This is a genomic window from Streptomyces sp. FXJ1.172 (genome assembly GCF_001636945.3).
Lineage (GTDB): Bacteria > Actinomycetota > Actinomycetes > Streptomycetales > Streptomycetaceae > Streptomyces.
The window spans coordinates 2,166,583-2,188,148 of sequence record NZ_CP119133.2 but is presented as its reverse complement, the minus strand read 5'-3'; the positions used below and the strand labels follow the sequence as shown (position 1 = coordinate 2,188,148).

At 72.4% G+C, this 21,566-nt stretch carries 18 protein-coding genes; 4 read left to right on the top strand and 14 right to left on the bottom strand.

The window, feature by feature from the left end:
- Nucleotides 1–31: 31 nt before the first annotated feature.
- Nucleotides 32–490, top strand: coding sequence for a hypothetical protein (locus A6P39_RS09770; RefSeq protein ID WP_159395975.1), 459 nt, complete (start codon nt 32–34; stop codon nt 488–490).
- A gap of 19 nt (nt 491–509) precedes the next feature.
- Here A6P39_RS09770 and A6P39_RS09765 read toward each other — a convergent pair whose 3' ends face one another.
- The 13 genes from A6P39_RS09765 to A6P39_RS09705 all read right to left on the bottom strand — a co-directional run bounded on the left by A6P39_RS09765 (nt 510) and on the right by A6P39_RS09705 (nt 13,768).
- Nucleotides 510–1,259 (bottom strand): hypothetical protein, encoded by a 750-nt coding sequence (locus A6P39_RS09765; protein ID WP_234378769.1) that lies wholly within the window; start codon nt 1,257–1,259, stop codon nt 510–512.
- Between the two features lie 34 nt (nt 1,260–1,293).
- Nucleotides 1,294–1,809, bottom strand: a complete 516-nt coding sequence (locus A6P39_RS09760) for a hypothetical protein (RefSeq protein ID WP_067041013.1) — start codon at nt 1,807–1,809, stop codon at nt 1,294–1,296.
- Entirely contained in the window at nt 1,782–3,056 is a 1,275-nt protein-coding gene (locus tag A6P39_RS09755; RefSeq protein WP_067041009.1) for an MCE family protein, read from the bottom strand. The genes A6P39_RS09760 and A6P39_RS09755 overlap by 28 nt, the downstream gene beginning before the upstream one ends.
- A complete protein-coding gene (locus A6P39_RS09750; protein ID WP_067041005.1) occupies nt 3,053–4,345 on the bottom strand; it encodes an MCE family protein in 1,293 nt (430 codons plus the stop codon). Before A6P39_RS09750 ends, A6P39_RS09755 begins: the two co-directional genes overlap by 4 nt.
- Entirely contained in the window at nt 4,342–5,451 is a 1,110-nt protein-coding gene (locus A6P39_RS09745) for an MCE family protein (RefSeq protein ID WP_199840708.1), read from the bottom strand. Before A6P39_RS09745 ends, A6P39_RS09750 begins: the two co-directional genes overlap by 4 nt.
- On the bottom strand, nt 5,448–6,440 hold the full coding sequence (locus A6P39_RS09740) for an MCE family protein (RefSeq protein ID WP_067041142.1): 993 nt from the start codon (nt 6,438–6,440) through the stop codon (nt 5,448–5,450). Before A6P39_RS09740 ends, A6P39_RS09745 begins: the two co-directional genes overlap by 4 nt.
- Nucleotides 6,441–6,631: 191 nt before the next feature.
- Nucleotides 6,632–7,672: an MCE family protein gene (locus A6P39_RS09735; RefSeq protein ID WP_067041001.1), complete on the bottom strand. Its 1,041-nt coding sequence runs from the start codon at nt 7,670–7,672 to the stop codon at nt 6,632–6,634.
- Nucleotides 7,669–8,925 carry an MCE family protein gene (locus tag A6P39_RS09730; protein ID WP_107304264.1) on the bottom strand — a complete coding sequence of 419 codons (1,257 nt, stop codon included), beginning with the start codon at nt 8,923–8,925 and terminating at the stop codon, nt 7,669–7,671. The genes A6P39_RS09735 and A6P39_RS09730 overlap by 4 nt, the downstream gene beginning before the upstream one ends.
- A gap of 11 nt (nt 8,926–8,936) precedes the next feature.
- Complete coding sequence (locus tag A6P39_RS09725; RefSeq protein ID WP_067040995.1) at nt 8,937–9,761, bottom strand: MlaE family ABC transporter permease; 825 nt, start codon at nt 9,759–9,761, stop codon at nt 8,937–8,939.
- 3 nt (nt 9,762–9,764) lie between these two features.
- Nucleotides 9,765–10,535, bottom strand: a complete 771-nt coding sequence (locus A6P39_RS09720) for an MlaE family ABC transporter permease (protein ID WP_067040993.1) — start codon at nt 10,533–10,535, stop codon at nt 9,765–9,767.
- Complete coding sequence (locus tag A6P39_RS09715; RefSeq protein WP_067040988.1) at nt 10,532–11,461, bottom strand: ABC transporter ATP-binding protein; 930 nt, start codon at nt 11,459–11,461, stop codon at nt 10,532–10,534. Before A6P39_RS09715 ends, A6P39_RS09720 begins: the two co-directional genes overlap by 4 nt.
- Nucleotides 11,462–11,570: 109 nt before the next feature.
- Nucleotides 11,571–12,620 carry an RNA polymerase sigma factor gene (locus A6P39_RS09710; protein ID WP_331454110.1) on the bottom strand — a complete coding sequence of 350 codons (1,050 nt, stop codon included), beginning with the start codon at nt 12,618–12,620 and terminating at the stop codon, nt 11,571–11,573.
- Nucleotides 12,621–12,685: 65 nt separating this feature from the next.
- Nucleotides 12,686–13,768, bottom strand: a complete 1,083-nt coding sequence (locus tag A6P39_RS09705; protein ID WP_331454109.1) for a lytic transglycosylase domain-containing protein — start codon at nt 13,766–13,768, stop codon at nt 12,686–12,688.
- A 228-nt stretch (nt 13,769–13,996) separates the two neighbouring features.
- Between A6P39_RS09705 and A6P39_RS09700 the strand changes: the two genes are divergently transcribed.
- The 3 genes from A6P39_RS09700 (at nt 13,997) to A6P39_RS09690 (ending at nt 19,311) form a co-directional block, all read left to right on the top strand.
- Nucleotides 13,997–15,646, top strand: a complete 1,650-nt coding sequence (locus A6P39_RS09700) for an immunity 49 family protein (RefSeq protein WP_067040980.1) — start codon at nt 13,997–13,999, stop codon at nt 15,644–15,646.
- A gap of 86 nt (nt 15,647–15,732) precedes the next feature.
- On the top strand, nt 15,733–16,650 hold the full coding sequence (locus tag A6P39_RS09695; protein ID WP_067040977.1) for a hypothetical protein: 918 nt from the start codon (nt 15,733–15,735) through the stop codon (nt 16,648–16,650).
- Nucleotides 16,651–16,701: 51 nt separating this feature from the next.
- Nucleotides 16,702–19,311, top strand: coding sequence for an NACHT domain-containing protein (locus A6P39_RS09690; protein WP_067040974.1), 2,610 nt, complete (start codon nt 16,702–16,704; stop codon nt 19,309–19,311).
- Between the two features lie 4 nt (nt 19,312–19,315).
- Here A6P39_RS09690 and A6P39_RS09685 read toward each other — a convergent pair whose 3' ends face one another.
- Nucleotides 19,316–21,565: a hypothetical protein gene (locus A6P39_RS09685; protein ID WP_067040971.1), complete on the bottom strand. Its 2,250-nt coding sequence runs from the start codon at nt 21,563–21,565 to the stop codon at nt 19,316–19,318.
- Nucleotide 21,566: the final 1 nt, after the last annotated feature.

Genomic DNA, 21,566 nt, shown 5'->3' with positions numbered 1-21,566 from the left:
GGAACACCGCCGGGCAAGCGACAGTCAAGGAATGGGTGAGTCGGTGGAAAACCCCGCGGTTGGTTCCCGGTCCGGAAGAGGGGCGCGGAAGGTTGTCCGGCTCGTATTCCTCGTTCCCGCAATCCTCCTGATCGGCCTTGTTGCCACTTTTCTGTACCATCCCGACGATCAACCCGCGTCCGTGAACGTGAACTCCTCGCAGCTGACCGGCCTGTGGAAAGCCGCAGGGGGCGGGAAAATCGTTTTGCACAGCGACGGAACCTTCTCCGCGCAGCATTCCTGCCCATTTGGACAGGAGGAGGATCCAGGCTCCGCAAACGGAACCTGGACAATGGCGTCGTCGGGTGACTGGGGCCATGGAATGGGGGTGCAGTTCGTGTTCGACAAGGTCTATATCGGCATGGGTGTGAGCAAGGAAGGGGGAACGCTCGTGCTCTGGAGGCACGTCGGGGACCCGGACGAGGGCAATTACTGCAAGGTGCGGAAGTAGGGCACTTACAAAGGCCCGGTCAGAGGGCGTCGACGCCGCTCACCCTCCAGCCGGCCGAGGTGCGGGTGAGCGTCATGCGCACCCGGTTCAGGTCCAGCCGGGGCTCCGCGACCTGGGTGCTCTCGGTGACCTGGTTGACGAAGAGCAGCACGACGGCCTTGTCCGGTGTGGCCGACACGACGCAGACGGCAGGGGCGCCGCCGTCGGCGGGTGCGGCCACGGTCGCCTTCACCACGCCGTGGTACGTCGTCGCGGTCGGCGCGACCACCGTCTTCGTGGTCCTGTCGTACTGGTCGCGGAAGTGCCCGGTCAGCAGGGCGCGGGCCCGGGTGAAGTCCCGGTCCAGGTGCCGGTAGTCGTACGACAGCACGATGGGCGCCGCCTGCCGCGCGGCCGCGAGGGCCGCACCGCGGGCCTGCTCCGCCTGCCGCCCCTGCCGGTACTGCCACCCGAGGACGGCGGCCACGGCCAGGGCCGCCACGAGGACGAGAACCGGCACCGCGACGAGCACGTTCCGGCCGGCCCCCCGCGAGGGCGCGCTCTCCTCCGGCTCGTCCTCGAACGGCCCGGGCTCCGGCGGGTCCTGCCGGCCGTCCGCGAGGGGCTCGGCGAGCAGGGTGCGTCCAGGGGCGGCCTCCTCTTCCTGGCGGGCAGCCCGCTCGGGGCGCGCCGGCCGCCCGGCGCGCTTGGCCGCCGCGCGGGCGGCCGCGGTCATGGTGCGGCGGGCCGGGGAGCCGGCTCCGCGGGTGCGGGAGGTCGGATTGGCCACGGTGTCTCTCCTCATTGATGGCCTCACGGGTGGATCAGCCGACGAACGCGACGTCGGAGGTCAGCCAGCGGCCGGTCACGCGCACGAGGTCGAGCTGGAGCCGGTAGGTGCGCGCCTGGCCCTCGGGCGCCGCGGTGTTGGTCACCTTGCTGTCGGCCACGACCAGGACCCGGGCCGAGCGCGCGTCGCAGCGCACGATGCCCGCTTCAAGGACCTGCCCCTCGGACACCGACTTGTTCTCGGCGACGAGCTTGGTCAACTGCGCGGTCTGCGCGGCGAACTGCTTCTTGAAGTCGCCGGTGGCGCCCTCCAGCACGGTGCGGCTGTCCCGGTCGTAGTGCCGGTAGTCGAGCGAGGTGAAGTTCAGCGCCGACTGGCGGGCCGCCGCCAGGATGTCCTGACGGCGCTGCTGCGCCGCGTGCTGGTCGGACAGCTTCAGGCCCAGCCAGACACACAGCACCGCCGTCAGCACGGTCGCGGCGACGAGCCCCGCCGGCAGCAGCCTCCTCGCCCGGCCCCCTGTCACGCCATCGGTCCCACGAGCAGCCATTGCCACGACTCCTTTCCGAACACGCTCTGTTCGCCACCCGTCGAGCCGAGCTCGACGGGCGCTGCGTCCGGGCCGGTCACGGTGCCGGTCTCCGGGTCGTACGGGGCCACGAACGCCGCCTGACCGGCGCTGTACCCGCTGTTCGTCGCGCCGGGCGCGTTCTGCGCGCCGCGCACCGACGACTTGCTGCCGCGCGGAGCCGTGCAGCGCGCGCCGGTGTTCGCCGGGCGCGTGCCGGTGTCGGCGGGGTCGCGCCGCCGGGTGCCGTAGCCCTGGGTGCACGCGGGCGGGTCACCGGCGTTCACGGTCAGCCCGAAGTGGGTGGTGCCGTCGCCGGGAACGACCGTGTAGCTGCCCGCGACCGTCAGCGGGAGCGTGACCAGGGCCTGTTCGACGCCGGGCAGCCGGGCCACGGTGATCTGGCCGCCGCTGATGAGGTTGGCCAGCAGGACCGGCACCTGCGGCCGGGTGGACCTCAGCAGGGAGTCCAACTGCCAGGCGGCGGGCGTGGTGTTGCCGATCAGCCTGCGCAGATCGCCGTCGCTCGACTTCAGCTGCCCGGTGAGCGCGGCCAGGTCACGGGAGAACGACTTGATGGCCGAGCCCTCGTCGGCCTGTGTCTTGAGCACCTTCCGGGAGTCCTCGATCAGCGAGACCGTCCGGGGAAGCGACTCGGACGCCGATTCCACCAGCGCGTTGCCGGAGTCCACCAGCCGGCTCAGGTCCGGTCCGGTGCCGGCGAACGCCTTGCCCAACTCGTCGACGGTGACCCGCAGATCGTCCTTGCCGACCGAGTTGACCAGCCGGTCGAGGCTGAGGACCAGGTCGGTGACCGGCAGCGGGGTCCGGGTGCGGCTGCGCGGGATCGGGCTGCCGTCCATGAGGTACGGCCCGCCCGAACGGCGCGGCTGGAGGTCGACGTACTGCTCGCCCACCGCAGATCGGTCGGCGACCACCGCGAGCGTGTCGGCCGGGATCCGCGGGGCGCCGTCCCCGATCTTCAGCGCCACCGAGACCCCGGACCCGGTCAGCCGCAGATCGCCCACACGGCCCACCGGCACGCCCCGGTAGGTGACCTCGGCGCCGGGGAAGACGCCCCCGGACTCGGCGAAGTCGGCGCGCACGGTGTACCCGCGGTGCAGGACGTCGTCCACCAGGCCCGTGTACCGGGCGCCGACGTACGACACCCCGAGGGCGGTGACGGTCGCGAAGGCGAGCAGCTGGGCCCTGACCGTACGTGTGATCACGGCAGTATCCCCTTCAGCATCAGCTCGGCGAGGCCGAGATCGATCCCGGGCGGGAGGCGGTGCACGCCGCCCCCGGTGCCGTAGGCAGCGGTGCACACCGGCGGGCACAGCAGGGTGCCGCCGTCGGAGGGCGTCGAGGGCACGGGGGGTGCGGAGGGTGCGGTGGGCGCGGGGGGCACGGACGGGGTGCCCGGCAGGGACGGGACGGACGGGAGAGGGGCGGGAGTGGGCAGGCCGGGAAGGTGCGGTGCCTTGGGGGCCGGGGACTTCCCGCCCTTGCCCGGCTTGCCGGTGACGTTGCCGTACAGGTCCGCCAGGTCGAGGTCGGCGGTGATCTTCAGGTTGACGTAGTCGCCCTTGACGGCGTCGGTCGCGTTGCGCGGGAACGGGTAAGTGGTGAGGATCTCGAGGGAGTTGGGCAGGTCGTCGCCCGCCTTGTTCAGCTCCTGCAGGATGGGCCGGAGCTGCTTCAGGTCGGCGACGGTGTCGTCGCGGGAGGCGTTCACCACCCTGGTGCCGGTCTTGCCGAGGCCGGCCAGGGCGGTGAGCATCTTCGTCAACTCCTTGCGCTGGTCGGCGAGGGACTTCAGCGCGGGTGGCATGGTGTCGACGGCCAGGGCGATCGTCTTCTTCTCGTTCTTCAGCCGCTGCGCCAGCCGGTCGACGCCCTTGAGCGCGCGCACGATCTGCGCCCGCTGGCCGTCGAGGCCGCCGAGGAACGTGTCGAGCTGCTTCAGCAGGGACCTGACCCGGTCCTCGCGGCCGCTCAGGGCCTTGTTCAGCTCGACGGTGATCGTCTTCAGCTGGGCCACCCCGCCGCCGTTGAGCAACGCGGACAGGGCCGACAGCACCTCCTCGACCTCCGGGTTGCGGCCGCTGCGGGACAGCGGGATGCGGTCTCCGTCGTGGAGCCGTCCGACGGGCGCGGTGCCGGCCGGCGCGGACAGGGCCACGTACTTCTCGCCGAGCATGCTGGTCTGCCTGAGGTCGGCGACCGCGTTGCCGGGCAGCTTCACCGAGTCGGCGATGCGCAGCCGTACCCGCGCGTGCCAGCCGTCCAGTTGCACCTTCTCGACCGTGCCCACGGTGACGTCGTCGACCTTGACCGCCGACTGTGGCACCAGGTCCAGGACGTCCCGGAACTCGACGGTGACGTGGTAGGCGTGGCCGTCCGAGGCGGCGCCGCCGGGAAGCGGGACGTCGTACCAGCCGTTGAACTCGCAGCCGGTCAGCAGCAGCGAGCCGACCGCCGTCCAGGCGGCCACCCGTCCCGAGCGCTTCACGTTCATGCCGGTGCCCCCAGGATTCCGCCGAGGGTCTTGTCGACCGTGCCCGTCGGCGCCGGGGCCGACGGGACCTCGGGCAGGGAGCCGAAGAGCTTCTTCAGCCCGGCACAGCCGTCGTGGTCGTCGCCGGTCGTCTTCAGGACCGAGCACAGCAGGGACGCCGGATCCTGCGGGGTCTGCGCGTTGTCGCGGGTGTCGAGGGTGCCGGCGGTGGGGTTGTAGGCGTTCTGCAGGTTCGACAGGCCCGTGGGGGCGACGGTCAACAGCTCCTCCAGCGCGGCCCGTTGGGTGACGAGGATCTTGGTGACCTTGGCCAGGCCCCGCACGTTCGAGGTCAGCGCCTTCTTGTTGCCCCTGACGAAGCCGGCCACGTCACCGAGCGCGGCGGCCAGGTACTTCAGCGCGGCCGCGAGATCCTTGCGCTCCCCGGCGAGCTGCCCGGACACGTCGGCGAGGTCGGTGTCGAACGACCGCACACTGTTGTCGTCCGCCGCCAGCGCGGCCGTGAACACCTGAAGGTTGCGCACGGTCCCGAACAGGTCACCGCGACCGTCGGACAGTGTGGTGACCGCCTGGGACAGGCCGTCCACCGTCTGGTGGAGGTTCTGGCCCTGCCCCCGGAGGTTGTCCGCGCTCACCCCGAGCAGCCGGGACAGCGAGCCCTGCTTGTTGGCGCCGTTCGGGCCGAGCGCCTCGGCGGTGGTGTGCAGGCTGTCGAAGATCCGGTCCAGCTCGACGGGGACGGCCGTACGGGACTCGGGGATGACGTCGCCGTCCCGCATGACCGCGCCCCTGCGGTACACCGGCAGCATCTGGACGTAACGGTCGCTGACCACCGAGGAGTTGACGATGGCGGCCTGCGCGTCCGCGGGGACCTTGCGGCCCCGGTCGTACTCCAGCTCCACCCGCACCCGCTCGCCCTCCGGCGTGATCTTCGTGACCTCGCCGATGCGGACGCCGAGGACGCGGACGTCGGATCCGGGGTAGATGCCGACGGTGCGCGGGAAGTACGCCGTGACGCGGACGGGGCCGGGCCCGGGCCACAGGACGACGGCGAGGCCGGCGAGAACCGCCAGCGCGGTGAACAGGGCCAGGAGTCTGCGGGTCATCGGGTGCCTCCCGTCCGTGGGGTGACCGGGGCGGCGACCAGGTTCTGGACGTAGGAGTCGAACCAGCGGCCGTTGCCGAGGGTGTTGGTGAACAGCCGCACGTAGGGGGCGAGCAGCTGGACGCTGCGGTCGAGGCTCGCCTGGTTGCGTCCGAGCATCTTCACGAAGGTGTCGAGGTTCTTCAGCGCGGGCCCGATCTCCTTGCCGTTGTCGTCGACCAGGCCGGACAGCTCGATGCCCAGCAGCGCGGAACTCTTGAGCAGCGTGTGGATCGCCGCGCGCCGCTCGTCGATCTCCTTGAACAGCGCGTCACCGTCCTTCACCAGCGCGGAGAAGTCCTTCGTATGTCCGGCCAGCACCTTGGTGACCCCGTTCGCGTGGCCGAGGAGACCGCGCAGGGCCTGGTCGCGGGAGGCGACGGTCCGGGAGATCCGCGACAGTCCCTCGACCGACGCCCGCACCTCCTCGGGGGAGTCCTGGAAGGTGAGGGAGATGGTGTCCAGCGCCTTCGCGAGCCGGTCCGTGTCGATCGCCTCGGTGGTGGTCGTCAGGTCGCTGAAGGCCTGGACGACGTCGTACGCCGACACGGTCCGGCCGAGCGGGATCTCGCTGCCCGGCTTCAACTGGCCGGGCCCCTTCGGGTACAGGGCCAGGTACTTCGCGCCGAGGATCGTCTTGACGCGGATCGCCGCGCCCGTGCCGGTGCCGAACCCCGGGTGGCCCTTCACCTTGAAGGTGACCTTGACGTGGTCGCCGTCCAGGCCGACGCCCTCGACCTTGCCGACCTTGACCCCGGCGATCCGCACCTCGTCACCCGGCTTGAGTCCGCCGGCCTCGGAGAAGGCCGCGCTGTAGGCGGTGCCGCCGCCGATCAGCGGCAGGCTGTCGGCGTTGAAGGCGGCGAACGTGAGCAGCGCGAGGACGGTGAGGCCGACGGCGCCGACGACGACGGGGTTGCTCCCCCAGCTACCGCTGGGAGGCGCCCCCATGCGGAAGGGCTTCAGGCGCGGGCGCTTGAGCCGGATCCGGGGCAGCTTCGGCGGCAGGACGCGCACCTTGACCAACGGCTGGGGCCGGGGCTTGCGTTTCGGGAGCGGCCGGGGGAGTCTCGGCAGCTTCGGCGGCAGGACCCGTACCTTCACCAGCGGCTCAGGACGGCGCTTGCGCAGGACACGCAGTCTCATCCGCCACACCTCGCCCGCGCCACGTGCAGCTCCGGGGTGATCACCTGCTTGGTCTTCGGCAGCACGATCCGGCCGTCGAAGTCGCAGAGGTAGAAGTTGAACCAGGAGCCGTAGGACGCCGTCCCGGTCAGCTTGTCGAGCTTGTTCGGCAGCCGCTTCAGGACGCCCTCCACGGTGTTCTCGTTCTTGTTCAGCGTTGCGGTGAGATCGCCGAGTCCGGCGATGTCGTCCTTCAGCGGTGGACGCGCGTCCCTCAGCAGCCCCGATGTGACGTCCGTGAGGTCGCCGATGCTCACCAGCGACTCCCCGATGGGCCCCCGGTCGGCGGCCAGGCCCGAGACCACCCGCCGCAACTGCGTCAGCAGGTCCGAGAAGCGGGAGCCGCGCTTGTCGAGCGTGTCCAGGACGGTGTTCAGGTTGTCGATCACCGAGCCGATCAGCTTGTCGCGGTCGGCGAGGGTGCTGGTGAGCGAGGCCGTGTGCGCGAGCAGGCTGTTCACCGTGCCGCCCTCGCCCTGGAGGGTCTGGATGATCTCGGTGGCGAGCTGGTTGACGTCGCCCGGACTGAGCGCGGCGAACAGCGGCTTGAAGCCGTTCAGCAGTGCGTTGAGGTCCAGGGCCGGCTGGGTCCGGGACAGCGGGATGGTGCCGTTCGGCCGCAGCCGGGTGGTGCCGTCGCCGGTGCCCTCGGTCAGCGCGATGTACCGCTGTCCGACCAGGTTGCGGTAGCGGACGACCGCGTGGGTGCTCGCGAGCAGCGGCCGGTCCGCGGTCACGGTGAAGGTGACCTCGGCCAGGGTGCGGTCCTTGATCCGGATGTCCTCGACCTCCCCGACCCGCACGCCGGCCACTCGGATGTCGTCGCCGGCCTCCAGCCCGGTCACGTCGGTGAACACCGCGTGGTAGCTGTCCTGCGGGGTGAAGGAGACGTTGACGATGGTGGCGGCGAGCAGGGCCGTCGCCGCGATCGTGACCAGCGCGAAGAGGCTGAACTTGACCAGCGGGGCGGCAATCTGCCGCGCTCCTGACCCGCTCATGCGGCACTCACCGCCGTCCCGCGCGCGAGCGGCCCGAACAGCAGGGTCGCGACGGGCGGCACCTGGTCGGCGGGGACGCCCATGACGGGGGCCACGAGCGAGCCGACGGCCCGCTGCTCGGCCCTGGTGGCGGACACGCCGGCACCTGAGGGGAGTGCGCCGCCCGGACCTCCGGCCGACGTACCGTCGTCGAGATGGGGTTTCGGGCCGGGCACCGGCGGATCCGGCAGGCCACGGCAGTTCGGGCCGGACCGCTCGCCGTACACCGGTTCCTCACCGGGCCGGTACGCTCCCTGCGGCCGGACGGCTTCGAGGGTGATCCGCATCTCGCCGCCCCGGAACGCGTCCTCCGACGCCCTCTCCTGCCGGGCGAGGCCCTTCAGCAGGCACGGGTACTCGGGGGAGTAGCGGGCGAACAGCTCCAGCGTGGGGCGGGAGACCCGGCCCAGGGTGATCAGCCGGTCGCCGTTCTCGGACAGGAAGCCGTTCGCCGTGCCCGCCACGGAGGCGGTCGAGCGGAGTGCGGCGGCCAGCTGGTCCTTCTTCTCGACGATCGTGCGGCTGGTGGTGACCGTGTTGCGCAGGATCCGCATCAGGTCGGGCGCGGCGTCGCCGTACACCTCGGCGACGTCCGCGAACCGCGAGATGTCCTCCTCGAGGGAGGGCAGGTGCGGGTTCAGCCGGCGCAGATACCCCTCGACCCGGGTGAGGTTGTCGCCGATCCGGTCGCCGCGGCCCTCCAGCGCGGTGGCGAACGCCGAGAGCGTGGCGTCGAGTTCACCCGGCTGGACCGTTCGCAGCAGGGGCAGCAGGTCGTTCATCAGCTGCTGCACCTCGATGCCGGCCTTCGTGCGGTCCTGGGTGATGACGTCTCCGGCGCGGATGGGCCGATCCGACGACCGCGCAGAGTCCGGGGCCGGGACCAGGTCGACGTACTTCTCGCCGAACAGCGTCTTGGGCAGCAGGCGGGCGTGCACGTCCGAGGGGATGTACGGGACGTACCGGGGATCGAGCGCGATGTCGAGCGTGGCCTTCGTGCCGTCCGCGTGCACCTCGCGCACCTCGCCGACCAGCAGCCCGCGCAGCTTGACGTCGGCGCGTGGATCGAGCTGGTTGCCGAGGGTGCCGGCCTCAAGGGTGACGGGCACGACGGACGTGAACGCCTGCTGGTAGACGGCCACCGCGAGCCACAGCAGCAGCGCGAGCACGGCGAGGAACGCGACGCCGTACAGCCTGAGCCTCATTCGGTGCATGCGCATCGCTGTCACCCCGCTATCCGTACGGTCGTGGTGGCGCCCCAGATCGCGAGGCTCAGGAAGAAGTCCAGGACGTTGACGGCGACGATCGAGGTCCGCACCGCACGGCCCACCGCGACGCCGACGCCGGCCGGGCCGCCGCTCGCGTGGTAGCCGTAGTAGCAGTGCACCAGGATGATCAGCACGGCGAAGACGATCACCTTGCCGAAGGACCAGAACACGTCGACGGGCGGCAGGTACTGGTGGAAGTAGTGGTCGTACGTGCCCGTCGACTGCCCGTAGTAGCCGGTGGTGATGGTGCGGGCGGCCAGGTACGAGGACAGCAGCCCGATCACGTACAGCGGGACCACCGCGACGAAGCCGGCGATCATCCGCGTCGTCACCAGGAACGGCAGCGACGGGACGCCCATCACCTCCAGCGCGTCGGTCTCCTCGCTGATCCGCATCGCGCCGAGCTGCGCGGTGAACCCGGCGCCGACCGTCGCGGACAGGGCGAGCCCGGCCACCAGCGGGGCGATCTCCCGGGTGTTGAAGTACGCCGACAGGAACGCCACGAAGTTGGAGGTGCCGAGCTGGTTGAGGGCCGCGTAGCCCTGGAGGCCGACCTCGGTGCCGGTGAAGAAGGACAGGAACGCGATCACGCCTACCGTGCCGCCGACCACGGCGAGCGCGCCGCGGCCGAAGCTCACCTCGGCGAGCAGCCGCAGGATCTCCTTCTTGTAGCGGCGCAGGGTGCGGCCCGTCCACATCAACGAGCGTCCGTAGAAGGACAGTTGGGTGCCCAGCTCCTCGAGCGAGCGCAAGGGGCGGTCGAGGGCTTTGTGCGGTCTCATCGGCTAACCCCTCTGCGGGACGACCTGGAAGTACACCGCGGTCATCACGAAGTTGGTCACGAACAGCAACATGAAGGTGATCACCACGGACTGGTTGACGGCATCGCCCACGCCCTTCGGACCGCCCCGCGCCGTCAGCCCCTTGTACGAGGCGACGATCGCCGCGATCGCCCCGAACACCAGCGCCTTGATCTCCGCCGCCCACAGGTCGGACAGCTGGGCGAGGGTGGTGAAGGACGCCAGGTAGGCGCCGGGCGTGCCGTGCTGGAGGACGACGTTGAAGAAGTAGCCGCCCGCCACGCCGACCACCGAGACCAGGCCGTTGAGGAGGACGGCCACGACCATCGACGCCAGCACCCGCGGGACGACGAGCCGGTGGACCGGGTCGATGCCGAGCACCTGCATCGCGTCGATCTCGTCCCGGATCTTGCGGGCCCCGAGGTCCGCGCAGATCGCCGTGCCGCCCGCGCCCGCGATCAGCAGCGCGGTGACGATCGGCGAGGCCTCGCGCAGCACGGCGAGCACGGACGCGGCACCGGAGAAGGACTGCGCGCCCAGCTGACGGGTCAGGCTGCCGATCTGCAGCGCGATGACCGCCCCGAAGGGGATCGAGACCAGCGCCGTCGGCAGGATCGTGACGCTCGCGACGAACCAGGCCTGCTGGATGAACTCCCGTGCCTGGAAAGGCCGTCGGGGCAGGGTCCGGACGACGTCTAGCGCCATCGCGAACAGGTCGCCCGAATGCCTGAGCGCACCCACCGGGGAGAGTCTCATGCGCGGTTCACCGCCTTCCCGTGCAGTTCGGCCTCCCGTCTCGCGATCGCCTCCCAGCGGGGCGGGCGGGGGATACCCGGGCTCGGCAGCAGACGGGGAGTCATCTCCTGCACCGCGCCGCCCTCGTCGATCCCGGCCAGTTCCTGCTCGACCTGGGCCGCGTCCTTCTCCTCCGCCATGCCGATCGGACCCTGCATCCGGCCGTTCAGGAACTGCCGTACGACGGGCTCGTCGCTGGTCAGCAGCTGCTCGCGTTGCCCGAACATCACCAGCTCGCGCCGGAACAACAGCCCGATGTTGTCCGGTACCTGGCGGGCCGAGGCGATGTCGTGGGTGACGATCAGGAAGGTCGCGTCGATCTGTGCGTTGAGGTCGACGATGAGCTGGTTGAGGTAGGCCACGCGCACCGGGTCCAGGCCGGAGTCCGGCTCGTCGAACAGGATGATCTCCGGGTCGAGGACCAGGGCGCGGGCCAGCCCGGCCCGCTTGCGCATCCCGCCGGAGATCTCGCCGGGCAGCTTGCCCTCGGCGCCGATCAGCCCGACCATCTCCATCTTCTCCAGCACGATGCGCCGGATCTCGCTCTCGGACCTGCGGGTGTGCTCGCGCAGCGGGAAGGCGATGTTGTCGTACAGGTCCATCGAGCCGAACAGCGCGCCGTCCTGGAACAGCACCCCGAACAGCTTCCGCACCTCGTACAGGTCGTGCTCACGCAGCCTGGTGATGTCCCGGCCCTGGATCGTGATGGAGCCGCGCTCCGGCTTCAGCAGCCCCACGAGCGTCTTGAGGAACACCGACTTGCCCGTCCCCGAGGGGCCGAGCAGCACCGAGACCTCCCCGGCGGGCAGCGTCAGCGAGACGTCCCGCCAGATGACCTGGGAGCCGAAGGACTTGGTCAGCCCTTCCACACAGATCTCGGCACCCATCCCGTCCCGCCCTTCGTCCGTTCAGCAGCTGCGACATCTGCTCTACGGGGAGGAGCGGGGCGTCCGTCGCGGCGACCCGGAATTTTTTTTCGGACGGGTGCACCGCGTGTTACGGCAGCTTCGGCGACGGCGTGCCCGAAGGCGTCCTCGGGCCGCGGACGGGGCCGGGGACGGGGGCGGAGAGCGGGGCGGCCGGTACGGCCGAGGCCCCAGGGAGCGACGGGACCGACGAGGCGGCCGGCCCCGTCGGCAGGCCCGGCACCCGCGGCACGCCGGGCACCCGCGGGACCTGAGGCGCCGACAGCTCAGGGAGCGGGGAGGCGGACACGTCCGGCAGGGACGGCACGGGCACCGGCAATCGCAGGGACGTGCCCCCGGTGGGCGAGGGCGTCCGGCCCCGGGCCCCGGGCGCCGGAGGCGAGGGGGTGCGCGTCATGAGGGCGCGCCCCGGGCCCGTGGCCTCGCCGCGCCGGACCCCTACGTCGCTGGAGACGGCCGGCCGTGGCGCCGCACCGTTCCGGTCTCCGCCCGTGCCGAGCGCGTACGGCAGCACGAACCCCGCCACCGCCAGGGTCGCCGCCGTCGAGGTCACCGCGACCGCCTGGGCCTTGCCGCCCCCGCGCAGCCGCCCGCGCCCGAGCAGGAACAGGACCAGGGCGAGCGTCCCGGCCAGCGAGGCGCGCAGCGTCCGCCGGGCCCGGGCGAGCAGCGACTCGACGGTCCGGTAGCTGAGCCCCATCCGCACCGCGACCTGGCTCACGTCCAGGTCCTCGGACTTCAGCCGGAGCGCCTCCGCCTGCCGGGCGGGCAGCTCACCGCTGCGCAGGGCGAGCCACTTGGCCTCGGCCCGGTCGCACACCGCCTCCTCGACGGGTACCGGGCCCGGCGCGACGAGCGTGGGGCGGCTGCCCACCTCGGCCTCGCGGTTGACCTGCCGGTACCGGTCGACGCACAGCCGCATCGTCACCGTCGTCAGCCAGGCGCCGAGCCGCTCGTCATCGAGGTCCGGGCGCTCCGCGGCCCGCAGCATCGCCTCGTGCACGGCGTCCTCGGCGTCCTCCTGGCTCATGGAGCGCCGCCGGGCCACCTTGAGCAGCTGCTCGCGATGGCTCCACATGCGCTGCCAACGCTCGTCGGCGGCCGCTGTGTTCGCAGGCATGTCCGTCGCCATGAGGGCCCCTTCGCACTCACCCGCCGGTCCGGTGCTTCCGGCGGGTGGCGACATTACCGCCGAGTAGTCGCGGTTGTGGAGGGGGAGACGCTCATCGTGTTCCAGCTGTTGCCCGTGGTCAGCCGCCCTGCGCCCGGCAGCACACCGCCGGGCGGCGGGAGGGCCGGCCCGGGGACGGGGACCAGCGGCGTCCCGGACGCCGTCGGTGCACCCGCCGTAGGGGACGGGCCGGGGGAGGGGGAGACGGGAGGTCTCGACGGCGTGCGCGAAGGACCAGGGGCCGGCTTGCGGTCGTGCGACGGCTGCGGCGGCGAGGGCTTCGGCCTCTTCGGGCGGGACGGCCCCGGCCGGTCCGACCGGGACCCGGCGGACGCGTCCGGCACCACGCGGTGCCCGGTCAGGTAGTACGCGTACCAGGCCCTGACGGTGCGCAGATAGGCGTCCGAGTGGTTGTAGCCCAGGATCGCCCGGTCCAGGCCGGCGGGGTTCGACAGGTCCCGGCCGCCCGCGCACAGGTAACGGCCGGCGGCGAGCGCCGCGTCGTAGACGTTGTCCGGGTCCGCTCGCCCGTCGCCATTGCCGTCCGCGCCCCAGCGGGCCCAGGTGGACGGGATGAACTGCATCGGACCGACCGCGCGGTCGTACACCGCGTCCCCGTCGTACGCGCCGCCGTCGGTGTCCCACACGAGCGCGAAGGCGCCGCCGGTCAGCCGCGGGCCGAGGATGGGCGTCATGGTCGTGCCGTCCGGGGACACCCGGCCGCCCCATGCCTGCTCCGACTCCACCTGGCCGATGGCGGCCAGCAGTTGCCAGCGCAGCCGGCAGCCGGGCGCGCTGCGCGCCAGCTCCTCCTCGGCACGCCGGTACGCGGCGAACACGGTCGCGGGCAGGGCGCCGCCGGCCGTCGCTCCCGGTGCCGGGCCGTCTTTCCGTGTCCGCAGCGGGGGAAGGCCGGTGCGGTACGGGGTGTCGCCGGACGCGCTCGCGCCGTGCCCGGTGGGCGCCGCCTTCCGCGCGGGCTCCGCGGCCGAGACCGCCCCCGGTGCCTGCGACGCCGTCAGCACGGCCATCGCCGCCGCCGCGATCGCCGTGCCCCTGGCACCCCTCACTGCCCTCTTGAGTGCGCGTGCTGTCACTGTGCGGTCCCCTCCCTGGTCGAATCCGTCGTCTGCTCTACGGGATCGGAGGGCAGGTCCGTCGCGGGGAACCGGACCGGCCCTATGCCCGGAGCACGACTGAGCCGGGTCGCCGGCCGACGCTGCGGACGCAGGCCGGTGAGAACGGACCGCGGCGTCACGGCGTCGTGTGCGCCTCGTAGAGTCGCAGGGGTGAAACCAGAGGACACTCCCGATTCCGGTCTGCCGATGCTGACGACCGCGCAGGCGTCACATCTGCGGGCACTCGCCGCTGCCTACGCGCGCGACGGCCACGACCACCCCCTGGCCAACCTGGCGTACGCGTGCCGCGACGTGCCGCAGGAGCGCTGGCCCGACCTGGTTGCCGCTCACTTCGCCCGCCTGCGGGAAGCCAGCAGGGGCGGCGAGAGCGCCGAGGAGTTGCTGCAGGGTGTACATGCCCGGCTGCTGCCCGCCGGTTCGCTCACCCCGCAACTCGCCGAAGCCATGCGCTATGCGCGTGTGGTGGCCGACGGGCTCGTCTTCGCCTACGCCCTCGACGGGCCCACCAGTGTGCGGATCCTCACCGACGACGACGTGGAACGCGCGGGGCTCGAGAACCTGGGCCGGGCGGCGTACGCGAACCTCATGCGCGTACCGGTCAAGCACGACGAAGTGCCGGCCGAGCAACGGGCGAGGATGCACTCCCTGTACGGGGATTCCCCGTTCGTCGCGAGCAAGGCGCTGTTCCTGTCCGAAGTGGCCCGGCAGGTCACCGGTGAGCCGCTCCCGGACGCGGGTGCCCTCGTCGTCGTACCGAACCGGCACCTGCTGGCGTACCACCCGATCACCGACGGCTCCGTGGTCGATGCCGTCAACGACCTTGCCTCGTACGCGTTGGGCGCTCACGAGGACGGTCCGGGCGCGCTGTCCCCGCGGGTCTACTGGTGGCACCGCGGCGGCCTGACGTCGCTCACGGTCATCGACCACGGCACACGAACCTTCTCCCTGCGGCCGCCGCCACACCTGCTCGGCATGATGAAGGGCCTGGTCCGCCTCGACGGCGCCGGCCGTCTCGCCACCGCCGGCGCGGCCATGTGCACGGAGGCCACCGAACTCACGCACACCACGGCCGAGTCGATAGCGCGCCTCGCCGATTCCCCCGAGGGAATGGGCGAGGCCTTCGCCCGCGCCGTCACACTCGCCCACGCCCACTGCGCCACCGATCCCGGCGCCGCGCACGGCGACACGTGGAACGCGTGGGCCACCGCCGTACAACTCGGCTCCGCCCTGTTCACCGGCGGGCAGCCGCAGGAATGCTGGTTGGGCGAGGACGCCGTCGGGCAACTGCCCGCCACGTCCCCCGAACCACCCGCGGACACCCGCGCCTGGCTCGACGCCCTCTACCTCGCGATCGTGTGCCGCCAGAAGGACCGGATCGGCCGGCTGTGCCAGGTGCCACTGACGACACTGCGGCAGGACGACTCCGTCGACGCGTACGTCCTGCACTGGATCGAGACCCTGCAGGCCTACTTCTCCGGGCGCGCGATGGACGACGTCGTGGACAAGCTGCTCGCCACGATGGAAACGTCCATGCCCGAAGCCCTGACCCACGCGCCGAAGGACTTCGTGAACCGCATCGACTACCAGCCCGTCGCCCTCTTCCACCGCCTGATCGCACGCGACCACGACGCCTTCGCCAAGACGCTCTCCGAATCCCTCGCGGACCACGCGGGTTACTGGGACGCGTCCACGGCACCGCGCGCCCAAGTCGCCCTCGGGCCACTGGCGATGGCGAGCATCGCGTACGACCACGGGTTCCCGATCGCCACGCAGCAGCCGTACCTGCCCACGTATCTGCTCAACCGCGAACGGATCGAGGACATCCCCCCGGCCTGAAAAAACGGCGTGCCGCACGACCCGATCGCCGCAGGCCGCCGAACGGGGCGGTGCCCCAAGTAGGCCAGGAGCTATGGTTATTGACCATGCCGTCAGGACAGCCGCCCGGGGGCGCGCAGAATCCGCATGGTCAAGACCCCCGCCAGCAGTCGAGCCGGCCGCAGCCGTCGAGCGGCGGGGCCGGCGGGAACCGGGCGAAGGCCGTCGCGGTCGCTGCCGCCACGACCGTGGTCGTGGCCGTCGGCGTCACCGGCTCCCTGCTCCTGGGCGGCGGCAAGGACGACGGCGCCGCCGGCCTCGGCGGGAACACGAAGGCGCCGGCGAGTGCCTCGCCGAGCACGGCCCCGGCGTCCGGACGCCCGCAGACGGGGAACAACGGCAGGCCGGCCGTCCCGGGCTGGAAGGTCGTCGTCAACCCCGAGTGGGGCACGGCCTTCGACGTGCCGCCGGACTGGGACGTCAAGGAGCCGAGCATGCTGATCGGCTTCGACGACAGCAAGGTCGACTACAGCGACCCCCGCAACTGGGGCAAGGCCGTCATCGCCATGAGCGGGCCGGCGATCCTCCAGGAGAACTGGTGCCTGTCCGTCGACGACAACAACGGCCTCAGGACCGGCACTTGGCTGGCAGCGGCGGGCACCAAGGGCGCCAAGGGCGCCAGGAGCACCGGCGATGCCGCCCTGAGCCAGGCCGAGCAGTGGGTCTACGCCGGTTACACCCAGCCCGACAGGAAGAGTATCGTCTCCGACCCGGCGGCGACGCCGTACACGACCAGGTCCGGCGTCAGGGGCAGCATCGCCCGGGCCCGGTCCAGGCACACACCCGAGAAGGGCACCTGCGCGTTCGACGGCAAGGCCGTCACGTTCGGGTTCAGGAACTCCGCGGGGGACCTGGTCGCGTGGACCCTCTTCGGCGCCACGGGCGTGCGGGACGAGCTGCCCGACTCGACGATCATGAAGATCCTCAGCACGGTACGCCTCCACGGGAAGCCGAAGACAACCTGAGCCGGGCACCGGTAAGTACAGTGGCAGGGGCGACGACGGGGGCGGACGTACATGGTGAGGCAGACGGACTCCGACGGCCGGCCGCACGGCACCAACATCGCGGTCGACTGCACAGCCGAGTACCTGATCCAGATCGGGATCCTGCAAGGCGACCTCAATCTGACTGTGTGTGTGGAGCCCCCGTCGCCCGATGACGACGCCCCGCTGGCCGCGGCCGAGCGGAGACTGGCACGCAGTCTCCTGTACCGGTGGCGGGCCGAGGCCGACGCCTGGGACATGACCGACCCCGAGCCGCTGCCGGTGCGCTGGACACCCAGCCGGCAAGTGCGCTCCCCCGGGGAACACGTGCCCGCGGGCTCCGGGGCCGACACCATCGCCGGGACCTTCCTCGGGCTCCCGCCCCGACGACGGCTGGTCGTGCTGGGCACCGCCGGGTCCGGCAAGACCGTGCTCTCCGTCCTGCTCACCCTCGAACTCCTCGCCCGCCGGCTCACCCAGGGCGAGGACGGCGTGCCGGTCCCGCTCGTGCTGTCGCTGGAGTCCTGGGACGCCCGGCGGCAGTCGCTCACCGAGTGGCTGGTGGACCGGCTGCGCCAGGACCACCCCGGTCTGCCGCCCGTGGACGGCGTCCACCCGGCCCGCAGGCTCGTCCTCGAGCGGCGGGTGCTGCCCGTCCTCGACGGCCTCGACGAACTGCCCGAACACCGCCGCGCCGAGGTCCTCGACGCGCTCAACGCGGGCCTCGGCGGCGACGGGGACGCGGTGCTGGTCTCCCGCACGGACGAGTACGCCCGCCTCGACCAGGACGGCAAGGGCCTGCGGCACGCCACGGTGATCGAGTCGCTGCCGCTGCGCCCCGACGAGGTGGCGCACTACCTCCGCAGAGCCCGGCCCCCGGCCCGCGCCGCCGCCTGGGCACCCCTGCTGGAGACCCTCCGGAAGGAACCCGCCGCGCCGGCTGCCCGGGCCCTGAGCAGTCCGCTGATGGTGTGGCTGGTACGCCGGTCGTACGAGCGGCATCCGGCCGGTCCGGGGGAGCTGGCGGACCGCGAGCGGTTCCCGACCCGCGATGCCGTCGAGGCGCACCTGCTCGACCGGATCGTGCCCGCCTCGTTTCCGCCGCTGCCCGCGAACCCCGGCCGGCTGCACCCGCCCCGCACCTGGGACGCCGAACGGGCCGGCGCCTGGCTCTCGTACCTGGCGCAGCTGCTGAGCCGTCGCGAGGAGTCCGAACTGGCCTGGTGGCGGCTGCACATGGCACCGTTGCCCCGGCTGCTCGCCCTGCCCGCGCTGCTCGCGACCGGCATCGTGCTCTCCTTCGTCATCAAGGCGGGCATGTCCGGCTATGCAAAGGCCTCACCGCTGGGCGACGTCAGCGTCACGTACGCGGTGACGGGCGGGGTCGTCTTCGCGGCCGTCGCGCGGTCCGTGACCGCCTCCTGGTTCGGCCAGCGGCTGTCCGAGCCCCGGCGCAGCGCCAATCCGCTGCTCTTCATCCAGGCCCTGCGCTCTTTGGACCGGCACGCGCGAGTGGGGCCGCAGGTCCGTCTCGCGGCGCTCACGGGCGGTCCCGTCCTCGTCGTCCTCCTCCTCGCCCTGTACGTCTTCGCGGGGCGGGACCCCGCCCTGGTGTGGTTCTCCGTCGGCGGTGTCCTGCCCGTCCTGCTGATGATCGTGTACGCGGCTCCCGCCGACACCGTGGACGCCGCCACCCCCGACGAACTCCTGCGCGGCGAACAGAGCGCGCTCATCACCACGCTGACGCTGGTGGCCCCGCTGATCGGGGCGGGCGCGGGGGCGTTCTTCTGGCTGAACGGCGGCAGCGGCGGCTGGGAGACGGCGGTCGGCTCCTGGGCGGGCGCCTCGGCCACGCTGGTGCTGCTCAGCCCCTGGAGCCGCTGGACGCTGGCCAGGTGCTCCCTCGCGGCGACGGGCCGGGCGCCCTGGCCGTTGATGACGTTCCTCAGGGACGCCCGCACCGCGGGGCTGCTGCAGGTGTCGGGCGGCACCTACCGGTTCCGCAACCGCAGGCTCCAGGAGCATCTGGCGGGGCAGCGGGCGCAGGACCGGGCGACGGCTGCGGCCGGCCCCGAGCCGGCTCCCCTGCCCGCGCTCGCCGACTCCCCTCGGTTCACGGTGGAACGCACGGCGGACCACTACCGCCTGCGCGGCCGGTCGCGGCGGCTTCCGCTGGCCCACTGGACCGTGCTGGGCACGCTCATGGGCGTCTTCGTCGTCCGGTTCAGCGTGTCCGGACAGTGGCAGGACCCTGTCACATGGCTGGGTCTGCTTGTCTGGCCCTTCATCGGCGCCCTGATCACCGTGGCCGGGTACCTCCTGCCGCGGCGGCGGATGGAGCTGGAGCTGACCCGGCACGGCGTCACCTCCGTGATCGGGCGCAGGCGATGCTCCTACGCGTGGCGGCACGTCGAGGAGATCACCGTGCGCCGTGCCATCGTCCGGGGCCGGGACGCGCGCTTCTACGCGCTCCAGGTCCGGCTCCTCGCCGGCGCCCCGCGCCCGCCGCGCCGCTCCCGCATGGGCGAGGGCTGGTTCTTCGTCCTGCCGCTCGGCCTCTCGTCGCGCGTGGACCCCCAACTCGCCGCCGCCCTGGCCGACTTCGCCGGATCCCGGTGGACATGGCCGACCGGCGGCCGCTGAGGCGTCAGCACAGCGGCTCGGCCGCCCCGGAGGCCGTCAGGAGGGCCAGGCAGCGTGCCGTCACGGTGTGACCGTCCTCGGTGACGTCGACGGCGAAGACGACCGGGACGCGGCCCGTGGTGCCCTTCGGAGCCGTGATCCGCCAGCGCGCCACGTACGTGCCGTGCGCCCCCAGGGTCCGGGGCGGTCGTCCGGCAGGGGTGGCGTGCCAGCCCGCGGGCAGCAGGGGCGGACGTACGGAGACGGCGAGTTCCCGCGCGGTGGCGTTCTCCACGCCGAGCCCCCCGCCGTCGGCCGGGTGCAGGCGCAGGGCGTCGGAACTGGACCAGCGGATGCTGAACGTGCGCAGGCGAAGCCGCTGTTCGTCGCGGGTCTCCGCGCCGAGCCCGGGCCGCAGGCCGATCAGGACGGAGTCGACGGTCTCCGGGACGGGATAGTCGTAGCCGTACGTCTTCGTGAGGTAGGCACTCTGCCTCTGCTCGTGAGAGTGCGTCTGGCGCAGCCAGACCGTGTGGGCGCCCCGCTGGCCCGCCGCGTCGACATCCGGGGACCACGACGCGACGCTGTCCGGGTCGAAGTCCACCGACACCTCGCTCAGCGGCAGCGGCATCCCGAAGTCCATCCTCAGCCAGTTGCCCTTGTGCGGGGATCCCTTGACCGACCAGTAGCCGCCGTGACCCGGCAGGGCGGCGGACGGCGGATGTCCCGGCGCCGAGTAACTGGCGCTGAGCCGCGGCCAGTTCTCGGTGGCAGCCGCGGTGAGGTCGACCTGGCGGACCGAACCGGTCAGCGGATGCTGCCACTTGTCGTAGGCCGCCGGCAGGCCGAAGAACGCGGACGGCGGCAGCGCCCCCGCCTGCAGGAGAACCAGGGCGAGCGGTACGACCAGGTACCCGGCGAGGTGGGCGAGCAGGAGGGTGCGGCGGGCGACGCGGTGCCGGGGAAGGCGGAACGCGGTGTCCTGCGGTGGGTCCACCGGCGCGGGCGCCATCCTCTCACCGGAGCCCGCGCTGCCGGCCGTACCGGCGAGCCACCGCACCGTCCCCGCGAGGGCCCCGGCCGGAACGCAGCGCAGCGCGATGCCCGTGGCATCGAGCGCGCGCAGCAGATGGCCGCCGCCGGCCTCGGCCAGCTGCCCGCGCACATCGGTGGCGTCGCCCCGCACGGCTTTGGTGTACAGCAGCGCGAGACGGCGCGGACGACGGCGCGGGGGCAGGGCGGCGAGGACGTGCAGGACCCGGGTGACGGCGTGCACGGCATCGCTGTGCGCGGCGGGGTCGTCCACCACCAGCAGCAGTCCGTGGGCCTGGCGCAGCACGTCCAGCGCGGCCACCGACTCCTGACTGCCGTACACGTCACCGGACGGGTCGTACCACAGGACGGGCGCCTCGGCCGTGCGCACGAGCGGCGGCTCGATCCCGGGCGCGACGCCCAGCTCGGCCAGGCCCTGCCGGTGCACCCCCGCGCGCTGCGTGCCCGGGCCCCCCACGAGCACCACGACCCGCGCCCGGTCGGATCCGGCGGGCAGCGCCCTTGCGCAGTGCGGGCAGCACGCGTCGAGGCGGCGCCCGCCGAGGACGGCGGGCAGGCGGGTGCCGCACCGGCAGCGGTGGTGGAAGACGCCGTACCGGCCCGGTACCAGCTGCCGGTGCCGGGCCCGGCAGGCCGGGCACAGCCTGACCGGGCGGCCGATGGTGCGCCCGCAGTCCGTGTACGGGCACGGCGCCGGCCCGCGGCCCAGCACGCGCCCCGTCCGCGCGAGAGCCGCCCCCACAGCCCACCACAGGCTCCACAGCGCACCGCACAGCGCCCACACCAGCAGCGCGAACAGCGCAGGAAGGATGCTGAGCGCCGTCGCGGTCAGCACGACGGCGACGGCCGTGAGCAGGAACGCCGGGCGCAGGAAGAGCATCAGGCAGCCCTGCCCCCCGCTCCCGCCCCGCCGCGGCCTGCGGAACACCTCGTCCACCCGGGCGGCCATGAACCGCTCGGCGTCGCCCATCAGCCGTTCGTGCTGCTCGAGGCCGTCCCACCAGGTCGCACGCAGGTCGCGCGGGCCGGTGGTGCGCACGTAGGCGGGGACGGCCGGCTCGCCGTGCGGATCGGGCGGGGTGTGTGCCGCCCGGCCGAACGTCCGCCAGACGGTGCGCAGTTGAGTCCACACCAGCTTGGGCAGGGTGACGAGGACGCCGTAGCCGACGACGAGGACGACCAGCAGAGCGATCGCCAGGAACAGGACCACGGGGTTGGCCACG